Here is a 13324-nt window from a genome sequence, read left to right on the forward strand (position 1 = left end):
TATTTTATGGTTTTAATAAATTAAGCTTTTATAAAAATATTATTTATAATTTTGTCTAATAAAATAGTTTTTAATAAATAATATAAATGATTAATTTATTTAAGGAGGAAAAGTTTTATGGAAGAAAAGTTATTTGAAGAAATTGAAAAACATCTATTAGAAGATAAAAAACCATCAGAATATATAAGAAAAATAATTCCTAAAATTAAAAGCAGTAATTTAAAAATAATAAGGGCATTGGAAAAAGTAGAACAAAGCCCAACTCATCATCCAGAAGGGAACGTTTTAATTCATACACTTTTAGTAGTTGATGGGGCAGCTTTAGTTAGAAAGTATGCAAATGATAAAAGAGCAGTAATGTGGGGATCTTTTTTTCATGATATAGGGAAGAAAAGAGCTACTAGATTAAAAAAAGGAAGAATAGTTGCATATAATCATGATATGTATGGAAGAGAAGAAGTAGAAAATATTTTAAGTAAGTATACTTTTTTAGAAGAGGATTTTAAAGAAAAAGTTATAAACTTAGTAGGATATCACATGCATAGTTTATATATATCTAAAAAACTTCCTTTTGGAAATTTAGATAAGATGATGAGAAGTGTAGATATAAGAGATATGTCTTTATTGTTTTTTGCTGATAGATTAGGAAGAGGGGATTTCTCAAAAGAATCAATAGAAAGTGTAATAGATGAAGTAACAAATATACTAAATACTATAAATGAAAAATATGATGTTAAAGATACTATAGATTTATGGGATAAAATAAGAAAAGAATTAATATAAAACATAAAAGGAGTTATTCAATATCAGGATAACTCTTTTTATGTATTTATATATTATAGATAAATTTAAGTTGTTAAAACTTATTATAGTTATGTAGTTAATGTAGGTTTACTAATTGAATTATGTTTTAATTTAGCTAAATGATTTGCCTTATTTATTCTTAATACTGTGTAAAGTAAGAATACAAATGTATATAAAGAAAATTTAGCTATATTAAATTCTTTTGCAGCTAAAAGTAATACTGCTATATGTAAATATACTAATAAGAAAAATAAGTAAGACCATCTTTGGAGATTTTTCCAAGTTATAGGGTTAATTTTTTTTCTTATAAATTTAAAAGAAGTTATAAATAAAGGAATCAATATTATAAAAGCTAATAATCCCATTATTATATAAATATAATTTAAATGGCTGATAGGCTTAGTTCCTAATAATTTCATTATAAATTTAGTTGTGTATACCACAAAATGAGGAATCATTAATATAGAACCTATTATAGCTAATTGACCTCTTATAGATAGCAATTTTTTAGTGATATTCCATTTTGTATTCATAGCTCCGCAGAACATCACTAATAAAAAACATCCAAGAGCTAGAAATCCTTTTAAAGATATTCTTTCAAGTTGATAAATTATTCCTGTAAGCTTACTTCCACCAAAAATTATTTTGTATACTTCATAAGTAGTTGAAATTGCTGCTATAAATAGAGAGACTAAATAATAATATTTTGAGTTATTTTTAATGCTCTTTGTAGCAAAAAGGCTTAATATAGTAACAAAAAATATTGGTAATATTAAATCGTAAAGTATTTTCAAAGTATAAAACCCCTTTCAAGCAAATGTTATTGAAAATTATTTTCAATTATAAAGTTATAATATTAAAATTAAAAACTTTAGTCAATAAATTTTAAGATATAATGACTAAAGTTTAATAAATGTTCATTTAATATGAAAAAATTACAAGTAACTTAAAGGAAGTTTATATTCATATATAGAATATAAATATATGAAAAGGGTTTTTTGAGAGGGGGACTTTTATGAGAAAAAATATAATATTACTTTTAATTGTGGGTATTACTTCATTTATGTTTGTTGGTTGTAATTCTAAAGATGGGTTGAATGGATCTGCTCCAAAATATTTTGAAATTAAAGCAAATAAAGATATAAATATTGATGAATATGAATCTATATCATCTAAAATTTATGACATTAATAATGATGGTATTTTAGAAGAATTAGAAATTGTTAATAAAGACAATAAATCATATATTCTTATAAAGCATGCAGAAAAAGGATATATAGAAAGTACAATTGAATTAAATAAAAATAGTTCTAAAATAGAAAAAATATCAGATGTTGATAGTGATGGAATAGAAGAAATTTTTGTTAGTAATAATGGAAAAGATGAAGAGGTTTATGTTTATAATTCTGATATTAAAGGTTTTAAATTAAAAGCATAATTAATAAAATAGTAGAAGCTAGGATATACTAATGAAAAATATCCTAGCTTTTGTATTTTGTTAATAATTAGTTAACAAGATATTGATTGACAGTGAATAGTTTTTAGTAGTATTAATAGATTAGGACTAATTTACACAAAAGAAAATATTGAAAGGATGGATTTTTTATGGAAAAAGTTAAAAAGCTTACATTATTCCAATTGATTGGGATAACTATGGCCTTTTTTGGAAGCATTAGAAGTGTTCCAACTCTTGCCATAAATGGTTGGACAGAGGTTACTTATCTAGTTCTAGCAGTAGTTATATTTGCTATTCCGATTGCACTTATAGCAGCAGAACTTGCCACAGGATGGCCAGAAGAAGGAGGCCCACAAGTATGGGTTAGGGAAGCTTTAGGAGAAAGATGGAGCTTCGTTACTTCATGGTTATTATGGATTCAAATGATTACAGGAATGACTATGGTTGGTACAACTACAGGCGTTATTTTTGGATATGTAATAAGTGATACTAGATTATCGCAAAATAATATTTTTGTATTTATATGTGTACTTATTTCTTTCTGGGGAGTTACTTTACTTAACTTTAAATTTGATATGGTTAAGATAGTTGGTAAATTTGGGGCATTGATAGGTGTATATATTCCTTTTATAATACTTGTTATATTAGGTATTGCATATGCAGCTAAGAATGGAATTACTCCACATGGATATCTTGGAACTTTCTCAGTGGGTAAACTAATACCTGATTTTAGTAAACTTGGAACATTAACATATTTCTCAGGAATAATATTCATATTTGCTGGAGTAGAAATATCATCAGTGCATGTAAATAATATTGATAATCCAAGAAAGAACTATCCTATAGCTGTAATAGTATCAGTAATTGCTTTAGTTTTAGTTAACTTACTTGCTGGATTAACTGTTTCAAATGCTATTCCAAAAGGACATATAGAATTATCTAATATATTACAGCCTTTTGCTGTTTATACTAAGTTTTTTGGACTACCATCAATATGTGATAATATAATAGCTTTAATGATTTTAATTGGAGTTTTAGGACAAATGAGTGCATGGGTATTAGGACCATCAAAGGCAATGATTAAAGTTGCTGAAGAAGGAAATTTACCTCCAATATTCCAAAAGAGAAATGCAAAAGGAATACCAGTAACATTTGTATTAATTCAAGCAGTTGTAGTATCTATATTAGCTCTTGCATATGTGGTTATACCTAATGTTAATAGTGCTTTCTTTATGATAACTATAGTGACAACTATACTTTATTGTATTGTTTATATATTAATATGTATTTCTGCTATAAGATTAAGATATACAAAACCTGATATAAAAAGACAGTTTAGATTAGGATCACATGGAAATGGTGTTATGTGGTTAGTTGCACTTCTTGCATTATTTGGAGTAATATTAACTATTGGAATTAGTCTAATACCACCATCAATACTAAAACCTAGTCAATATACTTTCTATATTTCATTCCAAATAATAGGAACAATTATAAGTGTTATAATTCCACTTATAATATTTGCATTTAAAAAAGAAAGTTGGAAAAAATAGAATATAAATAAAATAAATCATCTTATCTCTATAATTTTATAAAATTATAGAATAAGATGATTTTTTAATAAATAGGAAATAAAAACTGCCTACTATATTTATGTATTTTGAAGAAAAATAATGAACTCCAAAGAGGAGAAGAATATATAAATATCAATTAGACAGTTTTTATTATTAGGTTAAACACGTGTTAAAAATATAACAACTAAATTTATTATACCATAATTTAGAATAAATATAAATATTTTCTTTTAAGAATTTAAAAATAGAGAAACTCATGAAAGGAGGCTCCTTTTACTAAATTTCTCTATTTGATGAGATATTTTTATATAAAAACTTAAGGATTTATATAACGATATGTTAAATTTATACAATATAAGTATAGCATTTAATATGTGAATAATAAACAAATATTTTATTTTATATAAAGGATAAATGTAGTACAATGGAAAGATAAGTTTAAAAATGTAGTTTGGAGGAAAATATGGCTAAGAAAATAATTGAAAATTTAAAATACAATAATACACAAAAAACAAATAAAAATTTCATGTATAGGGATTTAAAAAGAAGTAATTGTTACAATACAAATTTTTCAGGTTCAAATTTTAGTTTTGCTAGTTTTAGAGGTGCACACTTTAAATCATGTGATTTCTTTGACTGTAAATTTGAATGGACTGAATTTATAGGAACAAATTTAAAGAAAAGTAAATTTAAAAAAAGTATTTTTAAAAATGTAGTTTTTGAAGGAGTAAATTTAGATGGAGTAGACTTTTTAGATGCTAAATTTGAAAATGTAATATTAGTAAATACTAATATTGAAAAAGCTAAAAATTTATTTCTTCCAGAAGAAACTAGAGTATTTGAAATAATGCCAGAATTAAATATAAGTGATTCATTAAAAAAAGCAATTAATTTAGCAATGGAAAACAAATATATAAAAAATTCAAGGACTTTAGACACTAAAGAAGGAGAGATAAATCCTATAAGTGTTATGTTATTATTAGAAAATTTTAACGAAAAAAGTTTGATAAAAGGGTTAAATCTAATGAATGAAAAAGTAGAAAAAGATTTTTCTACATTAAGTTATATAATAAAAACAATAAAAGACTATGCAAAATTAGGACTTTTATAAAAGAAGGTATTGTAACTTAACAAAGATAAAAAAATATAATATAATTCTATACGTATAAATATTATAGGAGGATATAATGAGCTGTATAGGAAATTTGATTTGGTTCATATTTGGAGGATTTTTTAATGCAATAGGATGGTTTTTAGCAGGACTTCTTTGGTGCATTACTATAATAGGAATTCCAGTTGGATTACAATGCTTTAAACTTGCTAGACTTCAACTTTTCCCATTTGGAAAGGAAATAGTTACAGTAAATGATAGTGGACTAAATCTTTTATTAAATATATTATGGTTGATATTTGGCGGAATAGAGTTATGTATAGTTAATTTAATGAGTGCAGTAATACTTTGTATAACTATTGTAGGAATACCTTTTGCAGGGCAATGTTTAAAGCTTGCAAAACTATCATTAATGCCATTTGGTAAAGAAATAATAGAGAGATAAATAAGAGAGTTTTAAATCTATGATTTAAAACTCTTTTTTTTATATAAATTTTTATAAACAATAAATATATAAATTAAAAGTGGAAATAATATAAAGAGATTAGCTTAAAAATTTAAGCTAATCTCTAACTTTTATTTATCAGATTCATCCTTTTTATCTTTTTTTACTCCACATGGAACCCATGGGTAATCAGGATGTGATGGATCACATGGATCTTCAGGATTAAATTTCTTTTCTTCTTCTAATATTTGATCAAAGTTTTCAATTTTGTTTTCATTTTCTTTTGACATTATAATCAACTCCATTTCCGATTGTTTTACTATGAATTAAATATAACACATATAATAATTATTATCAAGTAATAATTGAAAAAATATGAAAAAATATTATTTACAGTAAAAAATAAAATAAATTTATAAAAATTGTATCGATAAAATTGCAAAAAATAAATGTATAGAATAAAGTATGAATTATATAAAAAAAGGGGGATTTTAGGTTGAGAAAAAAAACAAACGAAACAATCTTTTTAGCTTTACTATCAGCAATAGTATTTATAGGAACATATATAAATATAAAAATTCCTATTGGTGGAGGAACATCAATGATTCACTTAGGAACTACAGCTATATTCATATCAGCAATATTAGTTGGAAAAGATGCATTTTTCCCTGCTGCAATTGGATGTGCATTATTTGATATTGTAACTTTTCCAATGTGGGCTATTCCTACATTTATTGTAAAAGGATTAACAGGATATGTAGCTGGAAAAATCGCTTTTTCTCATGGGAAGAATGGAAATAGTGTAAAATATAATATTTTAGGATTTATATTAGGAAGTATAGTTTCATTAATAGGGTATTTTTTATTTAATTGGTTATTATTTATTGGATGGGATGCAGCTATTTTATCTTTATCTACATCAATAATAACTTCTTTAATAGGAATTATAATAGCTATTCCTATTTCTATGGGAGTAAATGTATCTTTAAAAAAATATAAGAAAGCTAATTAGTTTAGAAAGAAAATTTTATGAAAATATCTATTGTAAATAGATAAAAGTATATTTTAAATATAAATAGTGTGTCAAAGTAGATTAGAGAGTGTGACTATTATTGATAAAATTTCTAATTACTGTATTTAAATAAATGAAAGCTCCTTAAAAATAGGGAGCTTTTATTTATGGCACGATATTTGCTTTATAAAATAAATGAATTATGAAGGTAATTGGAGGAATGATTTATGGAATATAGAATAGAAAATGATTCAATAGGAAGCAAAGAGGTACCTAAAGACGCTTATTACGGAGTTCAAAGTTTAAGAGGATATGAAAATTTTAGAATAAGCGGATTATCATTAGAAGAATCATTTATAAAAAGCTTAGCTTTAGTAAAGAAAGCATGTGCAATTACTAATTATGAAGTTAATGAATTAGATGAAAATTTAAAAAATGCTATTGTAAAAGCATGTGATGATATATTAGAAGGAAAATATATAGACCAATTTATATTAGATCCAATCCAAGGTGGAGCAGGAACTTCAACTAATATGAATATGAATGAGGTTTTATCAAATATAGCAAATGAATATTTAGGATATGAAAAAGGAAAACATTATCCAATTCACCCAAATGATCATGTTAATATGGGACAATCAACTAATGATGTTATACCAACAGCTGGTTTAATAAATTGTTATATGCTTTTAAAGGATTGTCTAGAAGAATTAGAAAAATTTAAAGATTCTCTTTTAAATAAAGGAATAGAATTTGAAGATGTAGTTAAAATGGGTAGAACAGAAATGCAAGATGCAGTTCCTATGAGTCTTGGTTCAGAATTTAATTCTTATGGAAAAGCAGTAAATAGAGACATAAAAAGATTAAAAGAAAGATTAGAAGAGCTTTTAGTTGTAAACTTAGGTGGAACTGCTATTGGAACAGGAATGAACGCAAATCCAGAGTATATTAAGAAGGTTTGTGATAATTTAAATAAATTAAGTGGACTTAATATAACTCAAGCAGAGGATTTAATTGATAGTACACAAAATGCAGATATAATTGCAAGTCTTTCTTCAGATTTAAAAGTATGTGCAATAAATTTAAGTAAAATAGCAGGAGATTTAATTCTTATGTCATCAGGGCCAAGAACAGGATTTGGTGAAATAATACTTCCAAGCAAACAAAATGGTTCTTCTATAATGCCAGGTAAAGTTAATCCAGTTATGCCTGAGTTATTAAAACAAATATCATTTCAAATTATAGGAAATGATACAACTGTAACACTTGCAACTCAATCAGGACAATTAGAATTAAATGCTTTTTATCCAATAATTTTATTAAATGTATTTCAATCAATTAGAATTTTAAGAAATGGAATAGAAACAGTAAGAAAAAATTGTATAGAAGGAATTGAAGCTAACAGAGAAAGATGTAAGAGCTTAGTTGAAAATAGTATAGGTATAGTTACAGCTTTTGCACCATCTTTAGGATATGAAAAATCAGCATATATAGCTAAAAAAGCACTTAAATTAAATAGAAATATAATAGAAGTAATAAAAGAAGAAGTAGATCTTAAAGAAGAAGAAATAAAAGAAACTCTTAATATAGATAAAATGATAAGAAGAATAAGCTAATAAGTTAATTGAAATTATTTAGAAGATAGTTCCCCTATAGTCTATAATTTCAACTTATAATAATAGCCCTTAGAAATGTTATGACCATAAACAATTTCTAAGGGCTTAATTTAAATATTTTATTTTGGAATGATTTTATATTTCATTTAAAATAGAATTATTTACATAAATTGAAATTAGCATTATAACAACAAATTCAGAAACTGTAATATAAAGATTTAACGTATCTTCAATTATTTCTCCATAAGTAATAGCTTTTTCATATTCAACTGGAAATATTGATTTAAATTTATTTTTTAGATTTAAATTATCAAATGAAATAAGACTCATTCTATCATAAATTAAATCTATATGAAGATTAAATAAATTTTCAAAAGAAGCTATTTTAAAGAAGTTTTCAATATTTTTATCAAAATTAACAAGCTTAGAATTTATTTCATCAAAGATTGAGTAAGCAAAATTAAATTTATAATTTTCACTACAATGACCTAAAATTTTTATATATTCACTTAAATTTTCATTTAAACTATCAATACTTGGATTTTTAGAAGTCATTATTATTTCTACTTGATTAATTAAAGATTTATAAGCAGTAAATAATTCTTGAGTCTTATGTTTAAAGTAGTAGCTTGTTATTTGACTATCCTTATTATATATAAAATATCTATTAGTAGTAGGTAAATTTTTCAAAAGAGCTCTTTCTTCTAAAAGAGGATTATTTAAATTTTTTCTCATCTCTTTAGGAAGGTCAGGACTATTTATTTTTATATGCTTTTTATTTTTTATAAAATAATCAGTATAAGCATTTGCTACGCAAAGTTTTATATCATTCTTAAGTTGTCCAACATTGAATGGACAATCATATGATAGAAAGCAAAGCATAGTATTATAAGAAACATAAATTCTTTTATTTAAAATTTTACTTTCATTTTTAATAAACGTTTCTATAAGAGTAAGTCTTTCTTCAAGATGTCTTTCACTTAAAGAAGGCATTTTTATTTTTATAGAAATTCTTCTTAAAAAAGTGCTAAGAAGAGTTTTATTTATATCTTCATTTGTAGCGCAGATTATTCTAACATCAGATTTAATTTTTTTTGAAACTTCTCCAAATCGTCTAAAGTAGCCTGTATCCATAAAAACAAATAACATTTCCTGTCCCTCACTAGGAAGGTTATGAATTTCATCTAAAAAAAGAATACCACCATCAGCTTTTTCTATAAGCCCAGGTCTATCTTCAGTAGCTCCAGTAAAAGTTCCTTTTTTAACTCCAAATAAGTGTGAACTTAAAAGTTGAACATTATTTGCATAATCAGAACAATTAAAATGGTAGAAAGGCATTTCTTTTTTAAAAAATGATACTGCATATTCATGCATAAGAGTAGCAAGCATAGATTTCCCTGAACCGGTTTCGCCTATAATTAAAGAATTCATTCCATTAGGAGGGTATAAAATAGCAGTTTTACCAAGCTTACAAGCATCTGTAAGTGATGGAAACAGATAAGATAATCTATCTAGAGATGATTTTTGATTAAAATCAATGTTATTAGGATTTTTTAAATAGTATTTTACAGGTCTAGATGAATTTTTAAATAAAAGTCCATCTTTAACAAGTTGATTTAAAGTTTTACTAATATTAGATCTTTCTATATTTAATTCGCTACAAATATTACTTGTAGTAACTCCATTTCCTATATCTAAATTTTCAACTGTTTTATAAACTAAATCTATTCTGTTCAAAAGTGTTTCACCTCAAATTTTCATTAATGTATATTAAAAAAGATATTATTTTTTAAAGAGTGTTCTACTATAAAAAATAGTGTGACTAAATAATGAAAAATGTGTCATATATGTATCATTTTAGAACACACAAAAAATAAAATCAATAAATATATATTTTTTAGAATAAAAAAGCTAGATAATTAGGCTTTTTTTTATTGAACAAAAAAGTGGCATATAAATTGCTATAAAAATAATCGAAGAAAAACTTTTATATAGAGGGAGAGGATAATTATGAAGAAAATATTTTTATTTTGTGATGCAGGGATGTCAACTAGTCTTTTAGTATCAAAAATGTTAGAGGTAGTTAATAAACACAATTTAGACATACACATTGAGGCTAATCCATGTATTAAAGCACAAGCACTTATTCAAGATCAAAAACCTGATTGTGTTCTTTTAGGTCCACAAGTAAGATTTATGTTAGGAAAAATGGAGGATATATGTAAACCTTTAAATATACCTGTTGATGCAATTGATTCAGTTGCTTATGGAGCTATGGATGGAGAAAAGGTTTTAAAATCAGCAATAAGAATGATTAAGAAATCACAAGCAAAATAAAAAATTATTTTGAAGATTTTTTAGAAAATGAGAGGAGAATAATATATGAATTCAATAATGAAAAAATTTGAAAATATATTGATGCCTATGGCTGAAGTTATAGGAAGAAATAAATATTTAATAGCTATAAGAGATGGTTTCTTAGTATCAACACCACTTTTAATAGTAGGTTCATTATTCTTACTAGTTGCAAACTTTCCAATACCAGGATGGAATGAGTGGGTAGGACAATTTTTAGGAGAAGGATGGGCATCTAAATTAACAACTCCAGTTGCAGCAACTTTTGATATTATGGCTATTTTAGCAATTGTAGGAATAGCTTATAGTTTAGCTAGACAATTAGAAGTAGATGCAATTCAAGCTTCAGCAACAGCTTTAGTAGCATTTTTTATAGTGACACCTTATAAAATAAATTTTACACCAAAAGGTGAAGAAGTTTCACATATTGTAAAAGGGATACCACTAGATTGGGTTGGTTCAAAAGGACTTTTCCTGGGAATGATAGTTGCGCTTACATCAGTAGTTATTTTTGCAAAAGTTCTTAAAAAAGGTTGGGTTATTAAACTTCCAGCAGGAGTACCACCAACAGTTGCAAAATCATTTGAAGCTTTAATTCCAGCAGGAATAGTTATAGTAGTATTTTTCCTTGTAAACTATATATTCTCATATACAGCTTACGAAACAGTTCATAATTTTGTATTTAAAATATTACAAGTTCCTTTATTAAAATTAGGTAATACATTACCAGCTATGGTTATAGCATATCTTTTCTTACATGGATTCTGGTTCTTTGGAATTAATGGATCAAGTGTAGTAGGAGCAGTATTTAACCCAGTATTAAAGGCTTTATCAGTAGAAAACTTAGAAGCTTTCCAAGCTGGACAACCAATTCCAAACATTATTACTGGACAATTCCAAGATATGTTTGCAACTTTTGGAGGAGCTGGAAGTACTTTATCATTACTTATAGCAATTATTCTTGTTTGTAAAAGTCAAAGAGTTACTAAGATGGGGAAACTTTCATTATTACCAGGTATTTTTGGTATAAATGAACCAATAATATTTGGTTTACCAATTATGCTTAATCCAATGATTTTAATACCATTTATGGTAATACCAACAGTTAATATAATTATTTCTTATTTTGCAATGGCAGGAGGATGGGTTCCACTTACAAATGGAGTTCAAATACCATGGACAACTCCACCAGTAATTTCAGGTTTCTTAGTATCAGGATGGCAAGGTTCAGTATTACAAATAATTTTAATAATCTTAGGAGTAATAATGTATATTCCATTTATTAAAGCAATTGACAATCAATATTTAAAAGAAGAAACAGAAGCTAGTAATTCACAAGAAGATGATGATGATATAGACTTTGATGATTTAGATTTATAAAAATTTAGGAGGAAATAATGATGAGCAAAGTATTACTAATATTAAATCATGTACAAGCTGGAATGGGGAGTGACGAAAATGCAGATTTACCACCAGCAGGTAAAAAATCAATAATAGGACCAGGAAAAATGATGGAGCCTTACTTTAAAAATATGGATATGAATATAATGGCAACACTATATTGTGGTGATTTATATTACAAAAAAAATGAAGAAGAGGTAAAGAAAAAGTTTTTAGCAATGGCTAAAAAGCTAAATCCAGATGTAGTAATATGTGGTCCAGCTCTTCATTATCCTAATTTTGGTGAAATGGCTGGAGGAATAGCTGAAGAATTAAATAAAAATTCTGATATTCCAGTTTTAGCTGCAATGTCTGCTGAAAATCCAGCAACAGAAAAATATAAAGATAAAGTTATTGTAGTTAAAACACCTAAAAAAGGTGGAATAGGATTAAATCAATCAATAGAAAACATTTGTACTATGGCAAAGATGCTTGCAAATGGAGAAAATACAGAAGAATTTAAAAAGAAAGTGTGTTTTTAATTTGAAAAAATTGGGGGTATAATGTATGAAATGGGCAATGATTGCAACTTGGAGAATGGCAGTTGAAGGAATAACAGAAGCAGGAAAAGATTTAAGTGAAGGCGGATTTGCAGGAGATGCAATAGAAAAAGCTATAAAAACAGTTGAAGATTTTCCTTTTTATAAATCAGTTGGATATGGTGGACTTCCAAATGAAAACTGCGAAGTAGAATTAGATGCAGCATATATGGATGGAGATACTTTATCAATAGGAGCTGTTGGAGGAATACGAGACTTTAGTAATCCTATAAGTATTGCAAGAAAATTAAGTTATGAAAGATTCAATTGCTTCTTAGTTGGTGCTGGTGCTGAAAGTTATGCTCACAAAGAAGGTTTTGAAAGAAAAAACATGCTTACAGATAGAGCTAAACTTCATTATAAAAAGAAATATAAAGAAACAGTAGAAAAAGGATTAAGTCCATATAATGGACATGATACAGTTGGAATGATAGCTGTTGATAAAAATGGTAAAATGGTAGCAGGGACTTCTACAAGTGGACTATTCATGAAGAGAAGAGGAAGAGTTGGAGATTCACCAATATCAGGATCAGGATTTTACTGTGATAGTGAAGTTGGAGGAGCATCAGCAACAGGTCTTGGTGAAGATTTAATGAAAGGTTGTATTTCTTATGAAATAGTAAGACTTATGAAAGAAGGGATGCATCCACAAGAAGCTTGTGATAAGGCAGTTCAAGAGTTAAATGATAAATTAGCTAGAAAACGTGGAAAAGCAGGAGACCTTTCTTTAGTAGCCCTTAATAATAAAGGAGAATGGGGTGTAGCTACAAATATTGAAGGATTTTCTTTCTCAGTAGTTTCTGAAACAGAAGAACCAACAGTATATGTATGTAAAAAACAAGAAAATGGTAAAACATCTTATGAAAAAGCATCTGAAGAATGGCTACAAGCTTATTTAAATAGAATACATGAACCAATAACATTTGATTAAAATAAATTTTATAGCTCTCAGAAATTTTTCTGAGAGCTTAA

At 26.1% G+C, this 13324-nt stretch carries 14 protein-coding genes; 11 read left to right on the forward strand and 3 right to left on the reverse strand.

Annotated elements, in window-relative coordinates; genetic code table 11:
- The first annotated feature begins 117 nt into the window (after positions 1-117).
- Positions 118-783 (forward strand): HD domain-containing protein, encoded by a 666-nt coding sequence (locus HMPREF1092_RS03515; protein ID WP_002597228.1) that lies wholly within the window; start codon positions 118-120, stop codon positions 781-783.
- An 89-nt stretch (positions 784-872) separates the two neighbouring features.
- Here HMPREF1092_RS03515 and HMPREF1092_RS03520 read toward each other — a convergent pair whose 3' ends face one another.
- On the reverse strand, positions 873-1598 hold the full coding sequence (locus HMPREF1092_RS03520; protein WP_002597229.1) for a ferric reductase-like transmembrane domain-containing protein: 726 nt from the start codon (positions 1596-1598) through the stop codon (positions 873-875).
- Between the two features lie 221 nt (positions 1599-1819).
- Here HMPREF1092_RS03520 and HMPREF1092_RS03525 point away from each other — a divergent pair, with 221 nt between their 5' ends.
- The 4 genes from HMPREF1092_RS03525 to HMPREF1092_RS03540 all read left to right on the forward strand — a co-directional run bounded on the left by HMPREF1092_RS03525 (position 1820) and on the right by HMPREF1092_RS03540 (position 5390).
- Positions 1820-2242: a hypothetical protein gene (locus HMPREF1092_RS03525; protein ID WP_002597230.1), complete on the forward strand. Its 423-nt coding sequence runs from the start codon at positions 1820-1822 to the stop codon at positions 2240-2242.
- Positions 2243-2409: 167 nt separating this feature from the next.
- Entirely contained in the window at positions 2410-3813 is a 1404-nt protein-coding gene (tyrP, locus tag HMPREF1092_RS03530) for a tyrosine-tyramine antiporter (protein WP_002597231.1), read from the forward strand.
- Between the two features lie 484 nt (positions 3814-4297).
- Entirely contained in the window at positions 4298-4945 is a 648-nt protein-coding gene (locus tag HMPREF1092_RS03535; protein ID WP_002597232.1) for a pentapeptide repeat-containing protein, read from the forward strand.
- Between the two features lie 76 nt (positions 4946-5021).
- Positions 5022-5390 (forward strand): YccF domain-containing protein, encoded by a 369-nt coding sequence (locus HMPREF1092_RS03540; RefSeq protein WP_002597233.1) that lies wholly within the window; start codon positions 5022-5024, stop codon positions 5388-5390.
- A 131-nt stretch (positions 5391-5521) separates the two neighbouring features.
- On the opposite strand, the gene HMPREF1092_RS17090 is transcribed toward HMPREF1092_RS03540, so the two are convergent.
- A complete protein-coding gene (locus tag HMPREF1092_RS17090) occupies positions 5522-5680 on the reverse strand; it encodes a hypothetical protein (RefSeq protein ID WP_002597234.1) in 159 nt (52 codons plus the stop codon).
- 206 nt (positions 5681-5886) lie between these two features.
- On the opposite strand from HMPREF1092_RS17090, the gene HMPREF1092_RS03545 reads away from it, so the two are divergent.
- Both HMPREF1092_RS03545 and HMPREF1092_RS03550 read left to right on the forward strand, forming a co-directional pair.
- Positions 5887-6402, forward strand: coding sequence for an ECF transporter S component (locus tag HMPREF1092_RS03545; protein ID WP_002597235.1), 516 nt, complete (start codon positions 5887-5889; stop codon positions 6400-6402).
- Between the two features lie 227 nt (positions 6403-6629).
- Positions 6630-8018: an aspartate ammonia-lyase gene (locus HMPREF1092_RS03550; protein WP_002597236.1), complete on the forward strand. Its 1389-nt coding sequence runs from the start codon at positions 6630-6632 to the stop codon at positions 8016-8018.
- A 135-nt stretch (positions 8019-8153) separates the two neighbouring features.
- On the opposite strand, the gene HMPREF1092_RS03555 is transcribed toward HMPREF1092_RS03550, so the two are convergent.
- Positions 8154-9755, reverse strand: coding sequence for a sigma 54-interacting transcriptional regulator (locus HMPREF1092_RS03555; RefSeq protein WP_002597237.1), 1602 nt, complete (start codon positions 9753-9755; stop codon positions 8154-8156).
- Between the two features lie 273 nt (positions 9756-10028).
- Here HMPREF1092_RS03555 and HMPREF1092_RS03560 point away from each other — a divergent pair, with 273 nt between their 5' ends.
- The 4 genes from HMPREF1092_RS03560 to HMPREF1092_RS03575 are packed head-to-tail and all read left to right on the forward strand — an operon-like array spanning position 10029 to position 13283.
- Positions 10029-10355, forward strand: a complete 327-nt coding sequence (locus HMPREF1092_RS03560; RefSeq protein ID WP_002597238.1) for a PTS sugar transporter subunit IIB — start codon at positions 10029-10031, stop codon at positions 10353-10355.
- Positions 10356-10400: 45 nt separating this feature from the next.
- Positions 10401-11753, forward strand: a complete 1353-nt coding sequence (celB, locus tag HMPREF1092_RS03565) for a PTS cellobiose transporter subunit IIC (protein ID WP_002597239.1) — start codon at positions 10401-10403, stop codon at positions 11751-11753.
- Between the two features lie 20 nt (positions 11754-11773).
- On the forward strand, positions 11774-12295 hold the full coding sequence (locus tag HMPREF1092_RS03570; protein ID WP_040413608.1) for a GrdB-related putative oxidoreductase: 522 nt from the start codon (positions 11774-11776) through the stop codon (positions 12293-12295).
- Positions 12296-12320: 25 nt separating this feature from the next.
- The gene (locus HMPREF1092_RS03575) at positions 12321-13283 is read left to right on the forward strand and encodes a glycosylasparaginase (RefSeq protein ID WP_002597241.1); all 963 of its coding nucleotides are present in this window, start codon (positions 12321-12323) and stop codon (positions 13281-13283) included.
- The last annotated feature ends 41 nt before the right edge of the window (positions 13284-13324 follow it).

This window comes from Clostridium thermobutyricum (genome assembly GCF_000371465.1).
Taxonomy (GTDB): domain Bacteria; phylum Bacillota; class Clostridia; order Clostridiales; family Clostridiaceae; genus Clostridium; species Clostridium thermobutyricum.

What these genes read in the sequence shown, in the direction of transcription:
- HMPREF1092_RS03515 (WP_002597228.1), top strand. Translation starts at nt 118, where the DNA reads ATGGAAGAAAAGTTATTTGAAGAAATTGAAAAACATCTATTAGAAGAT.
- HMPREF1092_RS03525 (WP_002597230.1), top strand. Translation starts at nt 1,820, where the DNA reads ATGAGAAAAAATATAATATTACTTTTAATTGTGGGTATTACTTCATTT.
- tyrP (WP_002597231.1), top strand. Translation starts at nt 2,410, where the DNA reads ATGGAAAAAGTTAAAAAGCTTACATTATTCCAATTGATTGGGATAACT.
- HMPREF1092_RS03535 (WP_002597232.1), top strand. Translation starts at nt 4,298, where the DNA reads ATGGCTAAGAAAATAATTGAAAATTTAAAATACAATAATACACAAAAA.
- HMPREF1092_RS03540 (WP_002597233.1), top strand. Translation starts at nt 5,022, where the DNA reads ATGAGCTGTATAGGAAATTTGATTTGGTTCATATTTGGAGGATTTTTT.
- HMPREF1092_RS17090 (WP_002597234.1), bottom strand. Translation starts at nt 5,680, where the DNA reads ATGTCAAAAGAAAATGAAAACAAAATTGAAAACTTTGATCAAATATTA.
- HMPREF1092_RS03550 (WP_002597236.1), top strand. Translation starts at nt 6,630, where the DNA reads ATGGAATATAGAATAGAAAATGATTCAATAGGAAGCAAAGAGGTACCT.
- HMPREF1092_RS03560 (WP_002597238.1), top strand. Translation starts at nt 10,029, where the DNA reads ATGAAGAAAATATTTTTATTTTGTGATGCAGGGATGTCAACTAGTCTT.
- celB (WP_002597239.1), top strand. Translation starts at nt 10,401, where the DNA reads ATGAATTCAATAATGAAAAAATTTGAAAATATATTGATGCCTATGGCT.
- HMPREF1092_RS03570 (WP_040413608.1), top strand. Translation starts at nt 11,774, where the DNA reads ATGAGCAAAGTATTACTAATATTAAATCATGTACAAGCTGGAATGGGG.
- HMPREF1092_RS03575 (WP_002597241.1), top strand. Translation starts at nt 12,321, where the DNA reads ATGAAATGGGCAATGATTGCAACTTGGAGAATGGCAGTTGAAGGAATA.